The sequence below is a fragment of the Roseivirga sp. E12 genome (genome assembly GCF_017592825.1).
Taxonomy (GTDB): Bacteria; Bacteroidota; Bacteroidia; order Cytophagales; family Cyclobacteriaceae; genus Roseivirga.
Genome location: NZ_JAGFMD010000001.1, coordinates 1211452 through 1233656 on the forward strand (window position 1 = coordinate 1211452; position 22205 = coordinate 1233656).

Genomic DNA, 22205 nt, shown 5'->3' on the forward strand with positions numbered 1-22205 from the left:
AAGCGATTGATGAATAGGTATTTATGTATTCACGGGCACTTTTATCAGCCCCCGAGGGAAAATGCGTGGTTAGAGAAGATAGAAATACAGCCCAGCGCATTTCCATATCACGATTGGAACGAGAGAATCACCAGAGAGAGTTATTATCCCAATGCTTTCTCCAGAGTGCTTAACGATCAGGGCAAGATCATAGATATTGTCAACAACTACTCCAAGATCAGTTTCAACTTTGGCCCTACCCTGCTTTCATGGATGGAGCAGCATGCTCAAACCACCTATCAAGCGATCCTTGACTCTGACAAAGAGAGTATGGAAAACTTTGGTGGTCATGGGTCGGCAGTAGCACAGGTCTATAATCACATGATTATGCCTTTGGCCAACCGAAGAGACAAAGAAACTCAGATCGTTTGGGGTATTGAAGACTTCAAAAAACGTTTTGAACGCATGCCCGAAGGCATGTGGTTGGGTGAAGCCGCTGTAGATACTGAAACACTCGAACTAATGAGTGAACAAGGCATTAAGTATTCCTTGCTGGCTCCACGCCAGGCCGCTCGCTACCGAAAGGTTGGATCAAAAGACTGGATAGAGGGTATCGACCCCAACAAGCACTACAGTTATAAATTACCAAATGGAAAACGGATTGCTCTTTTCTTTTACGATGGACAGCGATCTCAAAATGTAGCTTTCAAGGGCATCCTACAAGATGGTAGACGTTTTGCCGAAGATCTAATGGAAGGCTATCGCGACACCAACGAAAGAGAGTTTGTGCATATAGCGACAGACGGAGAAAGCTATGGTCACCATCACAAGAATGGCGACATGGCCCTAGCCTACTGTTTGAGGTACATTGAAGAAAACGACTTAACCAAACTGACTAACTATGGCCAGTACCTGGAAATGTTTGAACCAGAATACGAGGTTCAAATTCATGAAGACAGTTCATGGAGTTGTGTACATGGCGTAGAACGTTGGCGAAGCAACTGCGGTTGTCATACCGGTGGTGAAGGTCATTGGAATCAGAAGTGGCGTGAGCCATTGAGGACCGCACTTGACAATGCCCGCAATCATATGATTGACATCTATACAAAAGGCGTTTCAGGTTTCACTGAGGATCCTTGGGCCATGCGCAATGATTATATCCGAGTGATTATGGATAGGTCAAAAGGAAACATGTCACAGTTCCTTAAGAAACATATCAAGCAGCAACTCACAGATGATGAAAGAACACATGTAATGCGTATGCTCGAAATGCAACGCAACGCCATGTTAATGTATACGAGTTGTGGATGGTTCTTCAATGACATTTCGGGTATTGAGACACTTCAAATATTGCAATATGCCTGCCGCGCCATTCAATTGGCCGAAAGCGAGTCAGATCAAGAACTTGAAAACAAGTTTATCGAAGACCTAGCCAAAGCTGAAAGTAATGTACCAAGCGAAGGAACGGGAAAAGACATTTACCTGAAACATATACTTCCCTATCAGTTGTCCTTGACCCAGGTTGGTATGCATTACGCGGTGGCTTCACTCTTTGCTGACAATCCACAAAGTTTGACCGTTCTGAATTATGACTGCAAGAGTATCTTCTTTGAAAGAAAGAGTGCTGGACTACAAAAGCTTGCTTATGGCACAACAGTGGTTAATTCGAAAGTGACCACGTCTAAAAAAGAGTTCAGCTTTGTAGTCATCTATCTAGGACAACACCACCTCATTGGTGGAACCTCTAAAAGATTGTCTAAAAAGGAGTTCGAACCGATTTCATCAGCCCTTACGCAAGCCTTTGAGCGCAGTAATGTGGCCGAGGTAGTAGACATCATTAAAGAAAAATTCATAGCGCACACTTTCTCGTTTTTTGGAATGTTTAAGGATGAGCAAATGAAGTTGGTGAACCAATACCTTAAACAAAGTGAAGAACTGGCTTATGATTCCTATAGAAAGATCTATGATCGAAACTATGGTATCCTCAATGTCATGAAGGGTCAAAAGTTGCAAATTCCACCCACACTCAAGCAGAACATTGATGATGTTATCAATATTGAATTTAAAGACCTTTTCACAAATGGTCATTTCAATATTGAACGGATGGAAGAGTTGGTAGATGAAACGCTCAAGTGGGATGTCAAATTGAACAATGAATTGATCGGTGCACGACTCAATACCAAGTTGGACGAAATGTTCGACCAATTTGAGCAAGACAACGACATTAAACTCTTGGATGAAATTCTCAATGCACTCAAACTTGCCAAAAGAGTCAGTTTGAACCCACTACTGGTAAATCTCCAAAACGATGTCTTCGAATTGAGCAGGGATTTTCTTTCTGGAAGCAAAGTGCCTGTAGATGGAAACCAGATAATTCTGGAAACCTTGGAGAATATCGCTATAGAAATAGGTGTTGATCTCAGCTTTATCAAAAGCCAAGCAATTGATGCCTAATGACTAGTCTGGAAATTCTCATCACGTGAGAATTTCCGTATTTAGCTCATGGCTCAAGTTCGTCTATACATAATCTTTCTTAAAGTGTGCTAAAAGCAGTCACACTGTGTACGTTTTCAGTACACATAAAATTGTACGAAAACGATCATCATAATTTATATGTCTGATTATCAGATAATTATAATTATTGGCACAGCCATTGCAAACTATTGGGCAGGTCAGTAAAAACAACAATTATGAAAAGCCCAATAGTCAACAAAACAAAAAACAACAGTCGCTCAAATGTTCGCAACTTCAGTGCAATCATTGCCATAATGCTTGCAGCTGTCACACTACTTCAAGCCAGCAACCTCAAGTCAAATGAGCTTGCAGAAAGTAAAATGTCAATATTAGAGATGGAGTTAATCTCAGAAATTGAACAGTTCTTGGCGGAAGAAGAACTCTCTTTAGAAGAAGAGATTGTAATGGAAATGGAAGAAGATGCTGCCCAGGAAATCAGTGTCTATGACAACGACAATAATCTTCTTGCCTCTGGCAACCCTGAAAATAACGATGAACTTAGAAAGCTTGTGAATCAAGCAGAGTACCTAAGCAGCCTCGGAAACAAAGAATATTACAGAATCGCTGAGTAACTTGGCGTAAGTCTATTAGGGTTAAATATTGGTTGTAAGCCGGTCGCAAGACCGGCTTTTTTAATGCCACAAAATGAAAAAGCGGTCGTCAAGGCAACGACCGCTTTAGAGTTCTCAACGAGAACCACCTATGGATTTTTACAAGAAGCTTAAACTGTAACTACAGAATTCTCTTCGTATGTCAAGTTATTCGACACATACTTATCGGCTTCCCAATCATTCTCCCAAGTCTCACCATCAATTAAGTATCTAAATTGATACTCTTTACCTGTCTCCAGTTTGACGGTTGCTTTGAAAGCACCTGATTTCAATTTCTTCATTTCGATTGCTGACTCGTCCCAATCGTTGAACTCACCAACCACGGCTACTTTATTCGCTTCTGGTGCTACTTTTGCACTTAATTGAAAAGTTACGTTAGCCTCTGGCTTAGTTTTTAAGTATTGTTTCTTAATGCTCATGTCAAAAATAATTTCCTAGACAAAGGTTGGCCCAATCTGAAATCAGCACAAACATGTGAGAAAAAAAGTGGTGAAACGTTTGCACTGCCAACCAATCACTAACTCACTATAATACAGCCATTTCCAAATAACAAACGTTTGTTTTTTACCCAGACATAGGCAACCGATTCCATAGATCAGTCATTGTAGCCATGTCATCAAAACATGAGTCGCATTTAGCAAAAAAGATAAAGTATCTTTGATCATGTTTCGAACCGAAATTGAAAGACTCAAAACACCCTTTTCAATCAGTCATCAAGACCGGTTGATCACGCTCGGATCGTGCTTCTCAGATGAAATAGGCAAGCGCCTTAAGTCCAATAAATTTGAGACATTAACAAATCCGTTCGGGACAATTTTCGATCCCCTCTCCCTCTTTGAACTGATAGATATGGCCCTGGAACCCTCAACAGTTCTGGAAGATGCTATGCTACACCGAGATGGCCTTTACTATAATTATAAACTCCACTCTTCCTTTAGAAGTGAAACCAGAGAAGGATTACTCGAAACCATCCAACATCAAATGAGTCTTACAAATCAAAGACTGGTTGATGCAAAGGTGCTCTTTCTCACATTTGGTACGGCATGGGTTTATCAGACCAAAGACACTCAAATGCTGGTAGCTAACTGTCATAAGCAGCCTCAAAAGAAATTCAGGAAGTATCTGCTCACCGTTGAAGAGATCATGACGAGTTTCATGAGTATCAAGGAATCCATTCAAGAAATCAACCCAGATATTCAAATTGTATTGACAGTCAGTCCTGTTAGGCATACCAGAGAAACTTTGAGCCTAAATGCCACCAGTAAAGCAGTACTGAGACTTGCCTGCCATTACCTCTCTGATATGGCAGAGGACGTTCATTACTTTCCATCTTACGAAATCCTTACAGATGATTTAAGGGACTATCGGTTTTACGAGAAAGACTTGATTCACCCAAATGAACAGGCCATTGATTACATCTGGGACATCTTCATAAATACGTTTTGTTCAGCGGATACCAAAAAGACATTAAATGAATGGGCAAGGGTCAAAAAGGCACTGGCCCATCGGCCTTTCAACCCAGAGGAGAAAAAACATCAGGACTTTCTACGTCAGACTTTGTCGAGACTCGAAAACTTAAAGAGTCGACTTAATGTTGAAGCTGAGATAAAAAGTATCAAATCACGACTAGAAACACATGGCTGACAAACCATTCACTAACAGACTTGCTGAAGCCTCGTCTCCATATCTTTTACAACATGCTCATAATCCGGTGGATTGGTACCCCTGGGGAGAAGAGGCACTCGAAAAAGCGAAAAAAGAAGACAAGCCAATCATTGTGAGTATTGGCTATTCTGCCTGTCACTGGTGCCATGTAATGGAACATGAGAGCTTCGAAGATGAGGACATTGCCGCCATAATGAACGAGCACTTTGTCTGCATTAAAGTAGATAGAGAGGAAAGACCTGATGTCGATCAGGTATATATGGACGCTGTCCATGCCATGGGACTTCAGGGTGGATGGCCATTGAATGCATTCCTTCTACCAGATCAACGCCCATTTTATGGTGGCACCTACTTTCCGCCAAAGGGTTGGGCACAACTCTGTAATCAGATCGGAAAAGTCTTTAAAGAACAAAGAGCAGAACTGGAGAAATCTGCCACAGGCTTTATGCAGACGCTGGGGAGAAGCGAGGTAGAGAAATATGGCCTTACCTCTACCGATCAACAATTCACTAAGGAAAAGCTCTCTGAAATGGCGAAGAAGTTTGCTGAAAACTTTGACCTCGACAAAGGTGGTAATAATCGATCCCCAAAATTTCCAATGCCCGTCACCTATCGCTTTCTATTACGTGAGGGAGTGATTAACCAAAATCAAGAATCCTTGGACCATGTTGAAAGAACATTGAACCATATGACTTGGGGTGGTTTGTATGATCAGGTTGGTGGTGGGTTCACCAGATATTCTACAGACATGGACTGGTTTGTTCCGCACTTTGAAAAAATGCTCTATGACAATGGTCAATTGGTTACACTCTATTGCGAGGGGTATCAGGTTTTCAAACATCCGTTGTATAAGCATACTGTCTACCAGACCATCGATTGGCTAGAACGAGAAATGACGAGTCCGGAAGGTGGCTTCTATTCTGCCTTGGATGCCGATAGTGAGGGAGAAGAAGGGAAATTCTACTTGTGGACGGACTCGGAATTCGAATCCTTACTCGGCTCCGATGCCGACCTTATGATTGACTTTTATAATATCACTTCTGGGAATTGGGAACCCCAAAAGAATATCCCTTTTAGAAGTGATACGAATGAAGCCTTTGCCAAAAAACACAGTATAGATTTAGATGAGTTGGAAGACATTGTTCGGTCAACTAACCATAAACTCCTTCAAGCAAGAGGCCAGCGTATAAGGCCAGACCTTGACGACAAAATATTGACGGGATGGAATGGGCTTATGCTCAAAGGACTTTGTGATGCTTTCGCAGTTTTTGGCGAAGATAAATTCTTGAAGCTAGCACTAAAAAACGCACATTTCCTTCTTGAAAACATGTATACCGAAGGTCGGTTAAAGCGAAGCTTCAAGAATGGTCAAGCCTCGATAGACGGATATCTTGAAGATTATGCCGCAGTAACCCAAGGGTTCATGGCCCTATATGAAGTCACCTTTGACGAAGACTGGTTGAGGCATGCTGATCAATTGACGCAAACTACGCTCGAAGAATTCTATCATGCCGAAGAGGAGCTATTCTTCTTTACGGCCAATACTGCTGAAGCATTAATTGCTAGAAAGAAGGAGATTTTTGACAATGTAATCCCTTCTTCAAATGCGCTTATGGCAACAAACCTTTATCACCTTGGAATGCTATTGGACATTGAAGACTATGTTGAAAAAGCCCATGCCATGCTACGGAGAATTGACCGCATAGTCACCATGGCACCACAAGACCTTGCACATTGGGCTACTTTTTATAGTCAGAAGACTTATCCAACAGCTGAGATAGCCATTGTAAGCAAAGACCTAAGTCAGGACCTGTATCAGCTTTTTCAACGTTTCATCCCTAACCGGGTGATTGTTGGTAAGAATCCTCATGTCAAGTCAAGTCTGCCGCTCTTAGAAGGTCGTGAACTAGTTGGTGACAAAACAACTTTCTACTTGTGTTATAACAAGGCTTGCCAATTACCAGTAAATAATGCAGACCAGCTCTTTGAACAGCTACAAAAAAATTAGAAAGTTCACCGTATGGAATTATTTCACCTTACTGTTCACTTTCAGTTGAATTACACTTACTTTCAAATTCTTTAGTTTCTGACTTATTGGGGGAATTACAACTTAATATCGATGCACCAGATAGCGGTGAAGTCTACTTTGCAGATATTGCACTACCACTCCCTATCCCTCAGTTATTTACCTATCGCATTCCGAAAGAGTTTTTAGAACTATTACAACCAGGCATCAGAGTGATTGTCCAGTTTGGGCGTCAAAAAGTAGTCACTGGTATTATTGATAACATTCATCAAAACGCTCCTGAAGTTTATGTAGCCAAGCCAATTTTGGATGTGCTGGATGCCGAACCTGTGGTAACCCCTGAGCAGACGGCATTAATGAAATGGATGGCCGGTTACTACATGTGCACATTGGGTGAGGTTTTGAATGCAGGCCTGCCTTCGGGGCTTAAACTAAGTAGCGAATCCAGGATTCAACTACATCCCGATAGAGACTGGAATGACACTGACTTCCCCCTAGATGATAGAGAACTCATCCTACTGCATGCCTTAGATAATAATGACTCACTTACCTATCGCGAAGCTGCAGATTCTCTAGGGCTCAAAAGTGCCTATAAGTACATCAAATCCTTAGTCCAAAAGGAACTGATCATCATTTATGAAGAAGTAAAGGAGAGATACAAGCCTAAAAAGATCAAACGGGTCCGGTTGAACCCTGAGTTTCTCACTTCTGAAGCACACATAGAAGAGTTATTCAAGACCCTTGAAAAACGACCTAAGCAAACCGATATCCTGCTTAGGTACTTGCAAGAAGTTCCTGTTTATCAAGAACCAGAAAAGAACGAGCAGGGCATTGATAAATCTATATTCAATGAGGGAGAGCTCTCGCTCTCATCTCTGAACACGTTGATTAAGAATCAAATCTTTGAAAGCTTTGAGGTCATTATCTCCAGGTTTGGAGAATCTACAGAGCAGGCTTTAAAAGAAGTCAACCTTACAGACAAACAAGAGGCTGCTAGAGATGAAATACTTGGGCATTTCCAGACTAAGTCGACTGCACTACTTCACGGGATAACGGGAAGTGGCAAAACAGAGGTTTATATCAGCCTGATTCAAGATGCCCTTGATAGTGGAAACCAAGTACTCTATTTACTTCCTGAAATCGCATTAACAGCTCAAATTGTCAATAGACTGCAGGCAGTTTTTGGAGATAGAATGGGTGTTTATCATTCAAAGTTTTCTGACAACGAACGCGTTGAAGTATGGCATGGACTACTAGAAGGTCGGTTCGATTTCATAATCGGTGTTAGAAGTGCGGTCTTTTTGCCTTTCAAGCAGTTAGGCCTAATTATAGTAGACGAGAGCCACGAGAATTCTTACAAGCAATTTGATCCAGCACCAAGATATCACGCCAGAGATGTAGCTGTTTATCTGGCCCATCTTCATAAAGGAAAAACACTTTTAGGATCTGCGACACCTTCGTTAGAGTCTTACACCAACGCTCTTCAAGGAAAGTATGGGCTAGTAGAACTCAATAGTCGATTTCATGATGCACATTTACCTGACATTCAGATTGCTGATATCCGAAGTGAAAAAAAGAAGAAAACCGCGATTGGAGATTTCACCTCAGAACTTATTGGGGCGCTAAAAGAAGTAATTGAGAAGGGCGAACAAGCGATTATTTTTCAAAATAGACGTGGTTTTTCAAACTACCTTACTTGTGAAGACTGTGGTTACATTCCAGAATGTCCACACTGTGCCGTTAGTCTTACCTATCACCAATATAAGAACCAGCTCAATTGTCATTATTGTGGGCACAAACAGCCTGTACCACTGGTTTGCCCTGCCTGTGGTGGAACTCGCATTCACACGGTAGGGATAGGGACAGAAAAGATCGAAGAGGAACTGAAGCTAATTCTGCCCGAGGCTAGGATTCAGCGCATGGACCTTGAGACAACCAGAGCCAAGTATGCCTATCAAAACATCATTCATGACTTTGAAAAGGGAAACATAGACATCTTGGTGGGTACTCAAATGGTCAGTAAAGGGTTAGATTTTGACAGGGTTAGTTTGGTGGGAGTCTTTGACATTGACCGCATGATACACTTTCCGGATTTTCGCTCACTCGAGCGCACCTTTCAACTAGTCACCCAAGTGAGTGGTCGAGCTGGACGAAGAGATGTGCAGGGGAAAGTGATTATTCAGACAAGAGACCCTGATCAGGGCATTCTTAGACTTATTCAAAACCATCAGTTTCTCACTTTTTATCAAGGAGAGATGTTTGAACGTGAGAAGTATGACTACCCTCCTTATACTAGGATGATATACCTATTGATAAGGAGTAAGGACAAGAAGCTTACTAATGAAACGGCACGTTTTCTTACCAATATCTTAAAAGAAGACCTTGGTCAAAAAAGAGTTCTGGGACCACAAGAACCTTTGATCAATAAAATTAGAGACAAATACTTGATGGAAATCTACCTCAAAATTGAGCGCAAGTATAAAATCGAAGCAGTCAAAGACATCATTAAAGCTGCCCAAATGGAACTTCTGAAAAAGAAAGAGTTCGCTTCAGTCGAAGTGATTGTGAATGTGGACCCTTATTGACCCTCTGGCTCATCCCCATCTGTATCACTATCACCCAAGACCTCATCTGGAGCCTTAGACTCACTTTCAGCTTTGGCATCTTCGCTCATTCTTGAAACAAAGTAAGAGACCTCTCCACTATCACCTGTTTGATTTAGTGCTTCGGCAATGACTTCTTCCGCTTCCTTGGGTGGCTCCACGTTACTGTAGCGAATAAGCCCCCAAGTCATTATAATACTAGTCGCCAAGATGGTAATCAAAATGATATCGGAGTTGAAAGTTTCAGAAGCCAACTCTACGGGAATGGAAAAGAATAAGAGCACTGTAATTAAGCCTCTAGGCGTAATAAATACCTCGGGTAATATGCTCTTCTTCAAGAAGAACACCTTGAGTAAAAGGAATCTCGAAGCATAAAAGACAGCAACAATAATTAAACTTACACCGACAATTTCAAGGTCTAGCAATGCCCTAAAATCGATCGTTGTTCCAAAGACAACAAAGAAGAAAGTCCGTACAACAAAGGCCGACTCTCTGGTCACTAAATGTAGATCTTTCAGTATCCCATTAATCATTTTGGCATCAAGCCAAGCCTTTAGCTTTCCAAAGAAGAATAAGTGCGTATTGTTCAGCAGTAAACCGAAAACTAGAATTATGACTAATGAAGATAGATGCAATTGCTTTCCAATAGCATAGAGCAATATGAGCACAGCTATCAGCATAAATAACTTCACATCCCCCACTATGCGCTGAAAAAGCATAACAAGTGCATAGCTAATGGCAATCGAGACAACTATTGTGATAACAATATTTCCGATGATACTATAAACAACAGTACCAGTGTTTTCTGCCCCCACATTTTCTATTAGAAAATAGAAAAACATAATACCGAGAATATCAGAAAAAGTACTCTCATAGATCATAAACTCCTTCTTATCCTCAAATAGGCCATTCACGCTAGGAATAACTATGGCACTACTCATGATAGAGAGCGGTACAGCATAAACTAGTGAGATGATTGGGTCTTCATGAAAAACCTGATTGATGATAAAGGAAATAGCAAATGCGCAGACTAGCAGTGACAACAAGGCAACAGTAAACGACTTCCATATGATAGGCCATTTTTCTTTTGAGAGCTCTAAATCAATAGCAGCCTCTAGTACAATCATAATAAGACCAACAATACCCAGCACTTCTAAAGTACTGAATATCAGAGCATCCTGATTGTAGTCGTTGTAATCCATCACCAACTTGATACCAATACCTAAAAGGATCAGCAGAATTACGCTCGGTACTTTAGTTCGCTTAGAAACAAAGTTGAAAATGTGTGAAAAAATGATCACACAAGACAATGCTATAATGAGGTTGTACGCATTCATATTTTAAGTATAGGAAAAAGTCTCTGTATTGTATTACTGATGGAAAGAATAATCATGTAGATGATTCCTGTTATTCCAATTTTTACCAGTAATGAGGAAGAGTTCTTCTTAAAAAAACGGACAGAAATTCTTAGCTTAAACTTCCCAATAACTAATTGAGAGCTAGAAGTCAATATGCGCTTATCAAAATTCGAATCATTACCTAAGAACTACTTATGAAATTTTTTAAGAGACTCGTTGTAATAGTCACTGTTTCACTTTTTTGGCACAATACTCATGCACAATTTTTTACTGGTGAAATAAAGTACAAGACTACTCTCACTGCTAAAAATGATTCATTCAATATTGAAGATATAGACAGAATAGCCACGAACGATGAATACAGGTATAAAATTACAAGTGGCTATTACAAAACCTCATATTTCAAAGCGGGTGCCCCTACCTATTCCTATACATACCATGGAGACTCCAAGAGGATGTATGATGAACAAATAAAAGACGGCTACATCAGCTACAGAGATTCCAGGCGTTATGATGTACCACTCCTAGGCTTTCAGGTTGACCGAGATAGCACAATTACTCACCTCGGTAAAGAGTGTTTTCTTGTCAAAGAGAAACACCCAAACTACACAAGCTAAGCCTTTTACGCAGAGGGTTTAAAGTTTGATTTTGTGTCCTTTAAAGAACATAAAGTTGGAAACTGGTATGAAACCTCCAAATTGTTGGACGGTCGGATCGCATTTAAAACAATTAATGATTACCCAGAGTACACCGAAGTTATTGAGATTACAGAAATTATACCTAGAGAAGTCTCTTCATCAGAATTCGATTTACCTCAGAATAAACCGATATATGCGTCTTATCAGGCACTGGATACTCAGGTATCAATGATGCAAGTGAGTCAAGAAAGTTTTGACTGCTATTCAAACAAAAAAGGTGCAGCCCCCATACCTTCTGACGGAACTACCAAGCATACGTCTTATGTTGAAATGGTGGTTTTAAAAGATGGGAGCTTAAAAGTTCTAGGGTCTTTAGAGGAAGACCCTCATGGCTTATACAAAGTAGCAATTGACATTGCAAAATCTTGTGGTTTCCAATTTTCCGCTGGTAAGATTGGTGATGAACAGGTTGACTCAATCACTTACTTACCAATTGAATTCTCATTTTGACAACATTTTGATCAAATCGAAGGTAAAATTGAGTTTAATCATAGCTGATTAAATAGTACTTTTGCCAAACTTTTCTGTCAATCAAGAGTACAATGACAGATACAATAAGAATACCATTCGAATGGACGATAAACCTAATAAAACATCAGAGGAATTATTGCGAGAAATTGAGGAGATGGGTGATGCGCATATTATGTCATCTATTGCCACTCCATTAAGAGAGGACGCTTTTGACCTTTCTGATGTTGAAAAAATAGAGCTTATACAAGGTTACTTCGAAAAGATCATGCATACCCTTGGTCTTGACCTGACTGATGACTCTCTTCAAGGCACACCAAAGCGTGTTGCCAAGCTATATGTAAACGAGTTATTTAAAGGTCTGAATGAGAAGCACAAGCCTTCTATGTCAACCTTTGAGAATAAGTACCAATACAAAGAAATGCTTGTCGAAAAAGACATCACTGTATACTCTAACTGCGAGCATCACTTCCTTCCAATTGTGGGTAAAGCACATGTAGCTTATATCCCTAATGGAAAAGTCATTGGGCTTTCAAAGATTAATAGGATTGTTGACTACTTCTCAAGAAGACCTCAAGTGCAAGAACGATTAGCATTGCAGATTCTAAATGAATTGAAGAGTGCCCTGAATACTGAACATGTAGCGGTCTTTATTGATGCTGAGCATATGTGTGTAAGTTCTCGAGGAGTCTCAGATCAATCTTCTTCAACAGTGACTGTTGAATACAGCGGTAAGTTCAAAGAAGAAAATACTAGAAACGAATTTTTAGCATACATCAATAATAAGCTTAAATGAAACTCTACGAACAGTATCCTGTAAGCGTTCAAAACACTCTAACCAAGCAAAAAGAAAAGTTTGAGCCTCTTTCTGAGGGAAAGGTGGGAATGTACGTATGTGGACCTACTGTTTATAGTGATGTACACTTGGGCAATGTGCGAACCTTTTCATCGTTCGATATCATCTTCAGGTACCTCACATACCTCGGCTACAAAGTACGTTATGTCAGAAACATCACTGATGTCGGCCATTTGGTTGGTGATGCAGACGAGGGCGAAGACAAGATTGCTAAAAAAGCAAGACTGGATCAGCTAGAACCCATGGAAGTTGTGCAGAAGTACACCAATGGGTTTCATGATGTAATGCAGCTTTTCAATACCCTTCCGCCATCAATAGAGCCGACCGCTACAGGTCATATCATTGAGCAAATTGAATTTATCAAGCAGATCATCGATAATGGCTACGCTTACGAAGTAGATGGTTCAGTTTATTTCGATGTCAAAAAATACAATGATGATCAGCCCTATGGGGAACTCTCTGGAAGAAATGTCGAGGAGATGATGTCCAACACAAGAGAGCTAGCTGGTCAAGATCAGAAGAAAAACCAATTGGATTTTGCACTTTGGAAGAAAGCTGAGGGTGGACACCTAATGAAATGGCCCTCCCCTTGGGGCGAAGGCTTCCCCGGGTGGCACTTAGAATGCTCCGCGATGAGCACCAAATACCTAGGTCAGGATTTCGACATTCATGGTGGTGGTATGGACCTAAAGTTCCCACATCACGAGGCGGAAATTGCCCAGAATAAAGGATGCAGTGGTCACGGAGGGGCTAAGTACTGGGTTCATGGAAACATGCTCACAGTGAATGGCCGAAAAATGGCCAAAAGCGAAGGTAATGGGTTTACCCCAGAAGAATTACTCACTGGAAATCACAAGCTTCTAGAGCGTGGTTATAGTGCGATGACAGTGAGATTCTTTATGCTTATGAGTCACTATGCCAGTACACTAGATTTCTCCAACGAAGCGCTTCAAGCAGCAGAAAAAGGTTATAAAAGGTTGATGGCGAGCGTCAATCTATTAGAAAAACTTCCGCCAGCTGGCACAGGCAATGTTGATGAGAAAAAGTCAGCGGAGTTTAAGGGCTTAATCGAGAAAGCACTAAACGACTTGAGTGACGATTTCAATACAGCCAAAGCGATTGCCTCCCTATTTGAGATTTGTAGTAGAATTAACACTTTCTACCAAAACCCAAAAGAGCTTGCTATTATAGATCAATCGATCTTTGAAGAAACCATAGGCCACTTCAAGGGCATTATTGCAGACGTATTAGGACTTAGAAACGAATTGGTTGGCGGCCAGGATGGTGATGTACTTGATGGTGTAATGGAGGTACTCATTGAACTGAGAAAGCAGGCAAAATTTTCTAAGAATTATGCGCTTTCCGATAAGATCAGAGATGATCTAAAAGAAAAAGGCGTACAAATAAAGGATGAAAAGGGAGGCGGTATGTCCTACTCCATAGACTAATCAACATGATTCTATCAGGTAAGGAAATCAAGAGAGAAATTGGCAAAGGGATCAACATTGAACCCTTTAGTGAATCTCAGCTTAATCCCAATAGCTATAATCTTAAGCTACATAATGAGCTGATGGTTTATTCCAATCCGGTATTGGATATGAAGCATCCAAATCCAGTTGAGCCCCTAACTATTCCTGAGGATGGACTTCTTTTGGAAACCGGAAAGCTGTATTTGGGTAGAACTGTTGAGAAAACTGAAACTTCCAAGTTTGTACCTATGCTAGAAGGCCGCTCTTCTATCGGAAGATTAGGGCTTTTTATTCACGTTACCGCTGGTTTCGGTGATGTGGGTTTTAATGGATTTTGGACACTTGAAATCTTCTGCGTTCAACCAATCAGAATTTATGCAGGTGTGGATATCTGCCAAATCTTCTATCATACGATTGAAGGTGATTTTGACACGTATAAGAACGGTAAGTATCAGAACAACGAGGGAATCCAGGCAAGTATGCTCTATAAAGACTTCAAGTGATGAAGAAGGTCATCAAGACCATATTCATTTTCCCAATTCGCGTTTACCAATACGCGATCTCACCCTTGTTAGGGGCTAACTGTAGATTTAATCCTACCTGTTCGGCATATACTGTCGAGGCCATTCAAGAATGGGGACCGATCAAAGGCATTTGGTTAGGTATCAAAAGATTCAGCAAGTGCCACCCGTGGGGCGGACATGGTTATGATCCAGTCCCTAAAAAGGACGAAAAGTAAACTGTTCTAATACCACAAATCGAACACCCAAACCTTCTATCTAAAAATATTAAGTTATTATTGGAAAAATTATATGATTGTAAGCCCTCTAGTTATTTTTAGACCATGAAGTTAAGGTTAGTTGTTTTCATAGGAATACTTTCAGTAATGAACCTATTTCTATCGGCACAATCTTCTTGGAGAGAAGGTTATGTCATTGAGTTAAATGGCGACACAACCAATGTTCTGCTCAAAAACACTCCAAATAAAAGTCGCTTTCTAAACGTTCAGGTAAAGAAGGAGGAGAGTTCAATACGATACCTTCCCCAACAATTGAAAGGTTATGGCTTTTATAAAGGCAAGAGTTATTCTTCAGAATTAATCGATTCCCTCTTTATTGAAACTCTTGTTCTTGGTGAAGTTGAGCTCTATCGCCACCGTGGTGATTTTTTTGTTCGAAATCAGTCCAAAAACACCTTAAAACTTTCTGAAGGTACCATCGAGTATGCAGGAGAAGGAGGTTTCAAGAGAAAAAACAAACAATGGAAAGGGGCTCTTTTTGAATTTTTATCGGACTGTGGGGTTGTACTCGAAGAAGTACAAAGTGCCAGCCTTAACGAATCAGAACTCACTCATCTAATTATAAAATACAATAAATGTAAAGGCTCGTACTTTAAAGAAGTGAAGAGTGGCATTCCTAAGTTAGCAATTAACTATGGTGTGTCGGCCGGTATAAGAAAATCAACCCTTAAAGTTTTCAATGAAAACTATCTAGCGGGTATATTGAATAACAATTACGAGTCTAGTGATTTGTTTTTTGGTTTAAGTGCAAGTTTCTTATTCCCGAGGCTCTCAGAGAAATCACACTTTGAGACTGAACTAAGGTACACAGCTAGTCGATATACCAATTTTGTGACTAACAGTCCCCCTGGTTCTATAGCAGACCAATATGAAACTATTCATGATATCGATTTTATTCAAATTCCACTCTCTCTGAGATACTATATAATAAGGGACAAAGTTTCCTTCTTTGTTCAACCGGGAATAGCATTTAGTTTCGTCACTAACTTTTCAAGCAATATACTTTATGACAATATCACACAATCGTTCATAACAACAGAGAATCGTGATTATTTGGACATAATAAAGCGGTTTTTTACAGCTTGGGTACGAACTGGAGTAACTTTTCAAGTCCAAAACTTCGAGATAGGGCTGATTGGAGAATTGTTTTCTCCAATCACGAACTTTGTTGTCGCGCCTGATGGCTTCATTAGTTCTCTTAAACAATCATCAATTGGAATCATAATCAGCTTAAAATGAGAATTGGCATTTGTATTTTCTGTTTGACCCTACTTACAAACTGTGAGCAAGACACTTTATTCGACAGGGAATTTCCACGGATTCAGACCATCTCTATGGAAGTTTTGTCACCCACTTCAATAAGAATTTTTGGAGCAATCACACAAAACAGTTTAAATGAAGAAATAGTTGAATATGGCTTTGTTTGGTCTAGTGGTATTCCAAACATATTCGGGAATAAGGTTGTAGCAAAAAATCTAGATGGAAATCAATTCTCTGAGGAAATTCTTAACATACCAACAAACGCAGCTCTGAGAGTACGGGCTTATGCGATCACAGCAAACAATACCATATATGGCGATACAATTCCTTTCTCGCTTTCAAACTAGCTAGCAAATTTTAGTCAAAGATCCCAGTCATCATTGATCTGGGCAATGGCGTGGTGAGCGGTTAAATCGTACTGACATGGTACCACACCCACATAATTGTGATCAACTGCCCAAACATCAGTATCCTCTCCCTTATCATTGTTAACAAAATTTCCAGCGAGCCAGAAATATGGTCTACCATAAGGGTCTTTGCGATGATCGAATTCTTCTTCCCAGTGGGCCTTCGCCTGACGACAAATCTTTATCCCTTTTATCTTCTCATTTTGCTTGGGAGGAAAGTTAACATTGAGAGCAACGCCTCTGGTCAGTCCATTTTTTAGCACTTGCTCTGCTATATGCTTTACAAATTCTTCTGTGTGCGAGAAGTCTGCGTTATGGGAAAAATCTGAGAGAGAATACCCTATGGCTGGGAAGCCCTCTATAGCGCCTTCAATAGCAGCAGACATAGTACCCGAATACAGCACACTTACGGCAAGGTTACTTCCGTGGTTTATCCCACTCACAACCAGATCAGGATTTCTATCTTTCAAAACATGGTGTTTTGCGAGTTTCACGCAGTCCGCTGGAGTACCAGAGCATTCGTACGACTTCACTCCCAGGTCATCAAAAAGAGATGTCTTGAGAAGTCTTAGTGGCTCACCGATGGTAATGGCATGCCCCATACCGGACTGAGGGCTGTTAGGTGCGACTACCACTACTTCACCAATGGTGCTCATCACCTCAACTAGAAAGCGAATACCATTCGAGGTTATACCATCGTCATTAGAAACAAGAATTAGTGGTTTGGACATAGTGCTATTATTGAAGTCCTAATTTCGAAACATTAGACTTTCTAAGCGCAATGAACCTTGTCTTTTTATGAAAAAAATCAGAAAATCTTATTGATCCATGAGCTGATTGTAAGCTTGGACTAATCTCATTACATCGCGCACATCATACATATCAAGTCGCTCTCGTTTGGCTATCTGTTTCAGTTCGTCATACTTACCATCAAAAGACTGGATGACCTGACCTCTTCTTTTTTTAATTCGAGTAATCTTTCCCTCCGGATTTTTGAGATACAATTTACGATCGGAGTACCTAGTACCATAAACCCATCTCCTGAGCAAGCTCGTATTACCATCAACCACCATTTCAAATAGTTTGGGTCTTGAGTAGCCGTTCCTTATGACATACGGGAGGCTATAGTATTTGGCCTTTATGGCCCTTGTGTCAACACTGTTGCGTCTTACCCGGGGTAAATTCTTGTAAACTTCGAAATGCTGAATTTGGTTGGCTGCGAGTATTCGGACAGTATCGCTTGAGTTAATTCGAACTATGTCTCTAGCCACATTATAGTTTATCACTCCCTCTAACAAACTACCGTCTGAAAGTAAAACTGACCCGTGATTCCAGACAGGAGGAAAGGCTTGAATTCTCTGACGCCTGTTAGGCTTTCGGTGGCTTGAACCATCAGAACGACTTGTACTTGGGCTATTCAAGGGTCGCCAAGTTTCATCTATCCAACCGTTTAAATCTGAGATCTGAGCATTGGCACACAAAGCGAACAGAAGAAGACAAACAGTTATCGATACCCTATTCATTCCATAAGATTTAGCACACAGTAATTTATCCTAAGTTCAGGACTGGCCTGAAGCACCTATTGATCACCCAACTTATTATACTCCGCTACCAAGGTGGCTATGTCATCAATGCTATTCATTTTCAGCCGATTGCTTTTGATGATCTTTTTAAGATCAGAATATTTATCATCGAATGAATAAATAACATCCTTTCTCTTTTTTGTGAGTTGTGTGATTTTGCCTTTGTTGTTCATCAAATAAAGCTCATGATCAAGCACTCTAACATTACTGGTAAGCCCATAAGGATTGTACCTTCGACCACCTGAAAAGTAAGGATCACGTGGTGGCCGTGTTGTCACCAGAATCATCTCTCTCGCTAAGAGACTAGTCTCTCCCTCAAAAATCAACTCGAAAAATGATGGTCTCCTATAACCATTCTTGTTTAAGAATGGAATGGAGAAAAACAGTCTAAATCTTGCGATGTCTTCTTGAAAAATCTTGAACTGCTGGATTTGACTTGCTGCGAAAGTTTGAATCTTTTTATCCTGATCAACTTGAATTACGTCTCCAGAGATATCATATTTTATGATTCCTCTGACTGTATTTCCATCTGATAAAACCACTTCTCCACTGTGCCACATTTCACTGGGAAACTGAAACCCAAAGCGCTGAGCTTGAACGCTTAAAGCACTGAATACAAGTATCGTGGTTAAGAATAGCCTCATCGTAATAGTAACAACGATATCTATACTTTTTGTTACAGAAAAAGGCTGCTTTTCGAAAAAAAATAAAAGGTTTTAATAAAATCTATCAGATGTTAGACCATAATCGGGTCTTAAATCACGCTTTGAGAAGCGTTTTGACCCTTTAGAGCCACATACTCGGTAATCTCAAGGCCATAACCAATGATACCAATTCTCTTTTGAGGATTGTTCGATATCAATTTCAACTTTGATACACCTAAGTCGCGAAGAATCTGAGCGCCAACTCCATAGTCCTTCTCATCCATTTTAATACCAAATTTTCGATTAAGAGGCTTATCCGTAATTCCTTCTTTCTTAAGGGCTTGAATCTCATGCAGTAGTCTTTGTCCACGAGCATTCTGATTCATGTAAAGCACAACTCCTTTTCCTTCCTCTTCAATCATTCGCATGGCATACTTGATAGGATTACCGGCATCAAACTTAAAACCGAAGATATCACCCAAAGTGCTGGATGAGTGCACACGAACCAAAACCGATTCGTCAGGCTCCCATTCTCCTTTGACCACTGCCAAATGAACTTCGCCAGTATTGATCTGCTTATAGGCCTGCAGGTGGAAGTCACCATATTCTGTCGGCAGGTCAATCCCGATCTCTTTTTCAATTAAGCTCTCGTTTTCAAGACGATAAGAAATCAAATCTTCAATCGAGACCAACTTCAAATTGAATCGGTCTGCAACAAGTTTTAGATCAGGGAGTCTGGCCATTGTGCCATCCTCATTCATAATTTCGACCAGCACACCGCCAGGCTTGAGTCCTGCCAAACGAGCAAAATCAACCGCGGCCTCCGTGTGACCCGTCCTTCTCAATACGCCTCCTTTTTTTGCCCGAAGCGGGAAGATATGCCCTGGCTTACCCAGTTCCTCTGGCCTTGTATCAGGATTTATAAGGGCTTGAATAGTTTTTGATCTATCAGATGCCGAAATGCCTGTTGTACAACCATGACCAATTAAGTCAACGGAAACTGTGAATGGCGTCTCATAGGCTGCGGAATTGTTTCTAACCATTAGGTCAAGACCTAAATCGTTGCAACGGTCTTCATAGAGTGATGCACATATAAGACCTCTACCGTGAGTTGCCATAAAGTTGATGATTTCAGGAGTCACTTTTTCCGCAGCGCAGATAAAGTCTCCTTCATTCTCGCGGTTCTCATCGTCAACAACTATGATTACTTCACCGTTCTTGATAGCTTCAATAGCCTCTTCAATGGTATTTAATCTGATTTCTTCAGCCATTCCTCTGATTTAAGCGATGCAAAGGTAATAAGTATATGACCTCCACAAAACTACCTGGAAATTACCACGCCCAACTCCGTACTAACCTCATCAAACATAGCTTTCAAATGCATCTTCATTTTGAGCAATTCATCTTGTTCGGCAATGTTCTCTGAGTCTTGAGCCTTTTTTAAAGCATCATCATTCTGTTGAATAAGAGAATTCAACTTTTTCCACTTCAGACGGAGCACAATTTTGTAGGACGCTTCTGCTAAATCCTCAGACTCATGAATAATGGAAATTCGATGTTTTTCCTGCCACCCTTCACTGACAAAGTACTTCATCTCTAAAAGGTCAATCACTAGTTGACTCATAGATGGGTCTTGTGGACCAATAAACTGATCAGGCTCAATTCTCTTTCCTTTGCTTACCAGATGGGCCGCATGATTGAAGGTCTTTTCGATCATTTTATCCTCAAAGTTCACAGATTCCGTCTCGTGGAGCACGAACTCAGCAACCGTCATCTCATCATCATAAGGGTCATTGCCGTAATTGACAAGCAATCGAAGGCACTCTCTCTCTACATGATATGAAGTAAGTTTTAACTCTTGCTTCTGAGTAGCAACCTCTGGTTCTGGTAACAAATCTACTGCCTGAGCTTCAGCCCTATCACGGCTTTGTCGATCCTTACGCTGCTTTTGAATAAGAATTTTATTCAACTCGCTTATTAAGACTTGCTCCTCAATTTCCAGCTGATCGGCACAACTACGGATATAGACAGACCTTTTGATGCCATCAGGTATCAGAGAAATGCTCTCGATAACGTCACGAATAACCTGAACCTTCTTGACAGGATCAATTTGCTTTCCACCATCGGTAAGCACATTGGTTTTGAAAGTGATGAAATCCTGAGCATTGTCTTCCAGATATTGCTGAAAGGCCTCAGAGCTCATACTTCTTGAATAGCTATCAGGGTCTTCACCTTCAGGGAACACCACTGCCTTTACATCCAGATCATTCTCCAGAATCATGTCGATCCCTCGAAACGATGCTTTTATACCAGCACTATCACCATCATAGAGGACGGTGATATTCTTAGTATATCGACTAATTAGACCAATCTGTTCTTTTGTTAGTGAGGTACCGCTAGATGAAACCACATTTTCGACACCCGATTGATGTAGGGATATAACGTCAGTATAGCCTTCTACTAAGAAACATAAATCAGCATTTCGAATCGCTTGTCTAGCCTGATGAATACCATAGACGATATTACTCTTATGGTATACTTCTGTCTCCGGAGAGTTGAGGTATTTCGGTTGTTTCTTATCGCTTCGTAAGGTTCTGGCTCCAAAAGCAATGACTTTTCCAGCTACGTTATGAATTGGGAAAATCACCCTTCCCCTAAAGCGATCGTATTTCTTTTGCTCTTTTTCAGAGGTCAGAATGAGACCTGCCTTTTCAAGCATGGCTTCCGTATGCCCTCTTTCCTTTGCTGCTTTTAGCAGTCCGTCCCAAACGTCAAGCGAGTAACCCAGGTCGAACTTATTGATGATCGCTTCCGTGAAACCTCTTTCCTTGAAGTAACTCAGGCCAATTGATTTTCCCTCATCACTTTTATGTAGTAAATCTTGAAAATACTCGCTAGCAAAGTTGAGTACTATAAACAGACTCTCTCGCTCATTCTGAGCTTCAATCTGCTCATCAGTCAGCTCCTCTTCCTGAATTTCTATGCCATACTTGTTGGCAAGGTATTTCAAGGCTTCTATATAGCTGATTCCTTCTACTTCCATTACAAAGGAAATTGCATCCCCACCTTTTCCAGAAGAGAAACACTTGTAGATTTCTTTGGAAGGAGAAACGTAAAAGGAAGGTGTCTTCTCGTTGGTGAATGGGCTCAGCGCACGGTAGTTTCCACCTACTTTTTTGAGTGTGACAAAATCTCCAATAACATCGACTATATCGATGCGATTCTTGATGTCTTGGATGGTAGCGTCATTGATTGCCATTTCGGA

At 40.7% G+C, this 22205-nt stretch carries 20 protein-coding genes; 13 read left to right on the forward strand and 7 right to left on the reverse strand.

The features are described from left to right. Window positions 1–9: 9 nt before the first annotated feature. Window positions 10–2433, forward strand: a complete 2424-nt coding sequence (locus tag J4E76_RS05305) for a DUF3536 domain-containing protein (RefSeq protein WP_208501850.1) — start codon at window positions 10–12, stop codon at window positions 2431–2433. A 236-nt stretch (window positions 2434–2669) separates the two neighbouring features. After that, complete coding sequence (locus tag J4E76_RS05310; protein WP_208501852.1) at window positions 2670–3065, forward strand: hypothetical protein; 396 nt, start codon at window positions 2670–2672, stop codon at window positions 3063–3065. A 149-nt stretch (window positions 3066–3214) separates the two neighbouring features. On the opposite strand, the gene J4E76_RS05315 is transcribed toward J4E76_RS05310, so the two are convergent. Then, window positions 3215–3523: an isoamylase early set domain-containing protein gene (locus tag J4E76_RS05315; protein ID WP_208501854.1), complete on the reverse strand. Its 309-nt coding sequence runs from the start codon at window positions 3521–3523 to the stop codon at window positions 3215–3217. A gap of 244 nt (window positions 3524–3767) precedes the next feature. On the opposite strand from J4E76_RS05315, the gene J4E76_RS05320 reads away from it, so the two are divergent. From J4E76_RS05320 to priA, 3 genes are all read left to right on the forward strand, one after another. After that, window positions 3768–4748 carry a GSCFA domain-containing protein gene (locus tag J4E76_RS05320; protein WP_208501856.1) on the forward strand — a complete coding sequence of 327 codons (981 nt, stop codon included), beginning with the start codon at window positions 3768–3770 and terminating at the stop codon, window positions 4746–4748. Continuing rightward, on the forward strand, window positions 4741–6777 hold the full coding sequence (locus J4E76_RS05325) for a thioredoxin domain-containing protein (protein ID WP_208501858.1): 2037 nt from the start codon (window positions 4741–4743) through the stop codon (window positions 6775–6777). Before J4E76_RS05320 ends, J4E76_RS05325 begins: the two co-directional genes overlap by 8 nt. 86 nt (window positions 6778–6863) lie before the next feature. Then, complete coding sequence (gene priA, locus J4E76_RS05330) at window positions 6864–9380, forward strand: primosomal protein N' (protein ID WP_208501860.1); 2517 nt, start codon at window positions 6864–6866, stop codon at window positions 9378–9380. Here priA and J4E76_RS05335 read toward each other — a convergent pair. Next, window positions 9374–10735 carry a cation:proton antiporter gene (locus J4E76_RS05335; protein ID WP_208501862.1) on the reverse strand — a complete coding sequence of 454 codons (1362 nt, stop codon included), beginning with the start codon at window positions 10733–10735 and terminating at the stop codon, window positions 9374–9376. The genes priA and J4E76_RS05335 overlap by 7 nt on opposite strands. Window positions 10736–10950: 215 nt before the next feature. On the opposite strand from J4E76_RS05335, the gene J4E76_RS05340 reads away from it, so the two are divergent. The 8 genes from J4E76_RS05340 (at window position 10951) to J4E76_RS05375 (ending at window position 16653) form a co-directional block, all read left to right on the forward strand. After that, window positions 10951–11373, forward strand: a complete 423-nt coding sequence (locus J4E76_RS05340) for a hypothetical protein (RefSeq protein ID WP_208501864.1) — start codon at window positions 10951–10953, stop codon at window positions 11371–11373. A gap of 33 nt (window positions 11374–11406) precedes the next feature. Then, the gene (locus tag J4E76_RS05345) at window positions 11407–11904 is read left to right on the forward strand and encodes a hypothetical protein (protein WP_208501866.1); all 498 of its coding nucleotides are present in this window, start codon (window positions 11407–11409) and stop codon (window positions 11902–11904) included. Between the two features lie 121 nt (window positions 11905–12025). Further along, a complete protein-coding gene (folE, locus tag J4E76_RS05350) occupies window positions 12026–12718 on the forward strand; it encodes a GTP cyclohydrolase I FolE (RefSeq protein WP_208502727.1) in 693 nt (230 codons plus the stop codon). Further along, window positions 12715–14226, forward strand: a complete 1512-nt coding sequence (gene cysS, locus J4E76_RS05355) for a cysteine--tRNA ligase (protein ID WP_208501868.1) — start codon at window positions 12715–12717, stop codon at window positions 14224–14226. The genes folE and cysS overlap by 4 nt, the downstream gene beginning before the upstream one ends. Window positions 14227–14231: 5 nt before the next feature. Continuing rightward, the gene (gene dcd / locus J4E76_RS05360) at window positions 14232–14750 is read left to right on the forward strand and encodes a dCTP deaminase (protein WP_208501870.1); all 519 of its coding nucleotides are present in this window, start codon (window positions 14232–14234) and stop codon (window positions 14748–14750) included. Beyond that, window positions 14750–14986, forward strand: coding sequence for a membrane protein insertion efficiency factor YidD (gene yidD / locus J4E76_RS05365; protein WP_208501872.1), 237 nt, complete (start codon window positions 14750–14752; stop codon window positions 14984–14986). The genes dcd and yidD overlap by 1 nt, the downstream gene beginning before the upstream one ends. A gap of 105 nt (window positions 14987–15091) precedes the next feature. After that, complete coding sequence (locus J4E76_RS05370; RefSeq protein ID WP_208501874.1) at window positions 15092–16285, forward strand: outer membrane beta-barrel protein; 1194 nt, start codon at window positions 15092–15094, stop codon at window positions 16283–16285. After that, a complete protein-coding gene (locus J4E76_RS05375) occupies window positions 16282–16653 on the forward strand; it encodes a hypothetical protein (RefSeq protein ID WP_208501876.1) in 372 nt (123 codons plus the stop codon). Before J4E76_RS05370 ends, J4E76_RS05375 begins: the two co-directional genes overlap by 4 nt. Before the next feature lie 14 nt (window positions 16654–16667). Here J4E76_RS05375 and surE read toward each other — a convergent pair whose 3' ends face one another. The 5 genes from surE to dnaG form a co-directional block, all read right to left on the reverse strand. Further along, window positions 16668–17444 (reverse strand): 5'/3'-nucleotidase SurE, encoded by a 777-nt coding sequence (surE, locus tag J4E76_RS05380; protein ID WP_208501878.1) that lies wholly within the window; start codon window positions 17442–17444, stop codon window positions 16668–16670. Window positions 17445–17531: 87 nt separating this feature from the next. Further along, window positions 17532–18236 (reverse strand): hypothetical protein, encoded by a 705-nt coding sequence (locus J4E76_RS05385; protein WP_208501880.1) that lies wholly within the window; start codon window positions 18234–18236, stop codon window positions 17532–17534. A gap of 56 nt (window positions 18237–18292) precedes the next feature. Continuing rightward, window positions 18293–18940 carry a hypothetical protein gene (locus J4E76_RS05390; RefSeq protein ID WP_208501882.1) on the reverse strand — a complete coding sequence of 216 codons (648 nt, stop codon included), beginning with the start codon at window positions 18938–18940 and terminating at the stop codon, window positions 18293–18295. A 110-nt stretch (window positions 18941–19050) separates the two neighbouring features. Then, on the reverse strand, window positions 19051–20211 hold the full coding sequence (gene ribB, locus J4E76_RS05395; RefSeq protein WP_208501884.1) for a 3,4-dihydroxy-2-butanone-4-phosphate synthase: 1161 nt from the start codon (window positions 20209–20211) through the stop codon (window positions 19051–19053). Window positions 20212–20261: 50 nt separating this feature from the next. Next, window positions 20262–22199, reverse strand: a complete 1938-nt coding sequence (gene dnaG, locus J4E76_RS05400; protein WP_208501886.1) for a DNA primase — start codon at window positions 22197–22199, stop codon at window positions 20262–20264. Window positions 22200–22205: the final 6 nt, after the last annotated feature.

Bases quoted from the DNA above. Each gene is read 5' to 3' on its own strand.
- dnaG (WP_208501886.1), bottom strand. From the start codon at position 22,199: ATGGCAATCAATGACGCTACCATCCAAGACATCAAGAATCGCATCGAT.
- cysS (WP_208501868.1), top strand. From the start codon at position 12,715: ATGAAACTCTACGAACAGTATCCTGTAAGCGTTCAAAACACTCTAACC.
- dcd (WP_208501870.1), top strand. From the start codon at position 14,232: ATGATTCTATCAGGTAAGGAAATCAAGAGAGAAATTGGCAAAGGGATC.
- J4E76_RS05315 (WP_208501854.1), bottom strand. From the start codon at position 3,523: ATGAGCATTAAGAAACAATACTTAAAAACTAAGCCAGAGGCTAACGTA.
- J4E76_RS05325 (WP_208501858.1), top strand. From the start codon at position 4,741: ATGGCTGACAAACCATTCACTAACAGACTTGCTGAAGCCTCGTCTCCA.
- J4E76_RS05375 (WP_208501876.1), top strand. From the start codon at position 16,282: ATGAGAATTGGCATTTGTATTTTCTGTTTGACCCTACTTACAAACTGT.
- J4E76_RS05305 (WP_208501850.1), top strand. From the start codon at position 10: ATGAATAGGTATTTATGTATTCACGGGCACTTTTATCAGCCCCCGAGG.
- surE (WP_208501878.1), bottom strand. From the start codon at position 17,444: ATGTCCAAACCACTAATTCTTGTTTCTAATGACGATGGTATAACCTCG.
- J4E76_RS05390 (WP_208501882.1), bottom strand. From the start codon at position 18,940: ATGAGGCTATTCTTAACCACGATACTTGTATTCAGTGCTTTAAGCGTT.
- yidD (WP_208501872.1), top strand. From the start codon at position 14,750: ATGAAGAAGGTCATCAAGACCATATTCATTTTCCCAATTCGCGTTTAC.
- J4E76_RS05320 (WP_208501856.1), top strand. From the start codon at position 3,768: ATGTTTCGAACCGAAATTGAAAGACTCAAAACACCCTTTTCAATCAGT.
- J4E76_RS05310 (WP_208501852.1), top strand. From the start codon at position 2,670: ATGAAAAGCCCAATAGTCAACAAAACAAAAAACAACAGTCGCTCAAAT.
- ribB (WP_208501884.1), bottom strand. From the start codon at position 20,211: ATGGCTGAAGAAATCAGATTAAATACCATTGAAGAGGCTATTGAAGCT.
- folE (WP_208502727.1), top strand. From the start codon at position 12,026: ATGGACGATAAACCTAATAAAACATCAGAGGAATTATTGCGAGAAATT.
- J4E76_RS05370 (WP_208501874.1), top strand. From the start codon at position 15,092: ATGAAGTTAAGGTTAGTTGTTTTCATAGGAATACTTTCAGTAATGAAC.
- J4E76_RS05340 (WP_208501864.1), top strand. From the start codon at position 10,951: ATGAAATTTTTTAAGAGACTCGTTGTAATAGTCACTGTTTCACTTTTT.
- J4E76_RS05335 (WP_208501862.1), bottom strand. From the start codon at position 10,735: ATGAATGCGTACAACCTCATTATAGCATTGTCTTGTGTGATCATTTTT.
- J4E76_RS05385 (WP_208501880.1), bottom strand. From the start codon at position 18,236: ATGAATAGGGTATCGATAACTGTTTGTCTTCTTCTGTTCGCTTTGTGT.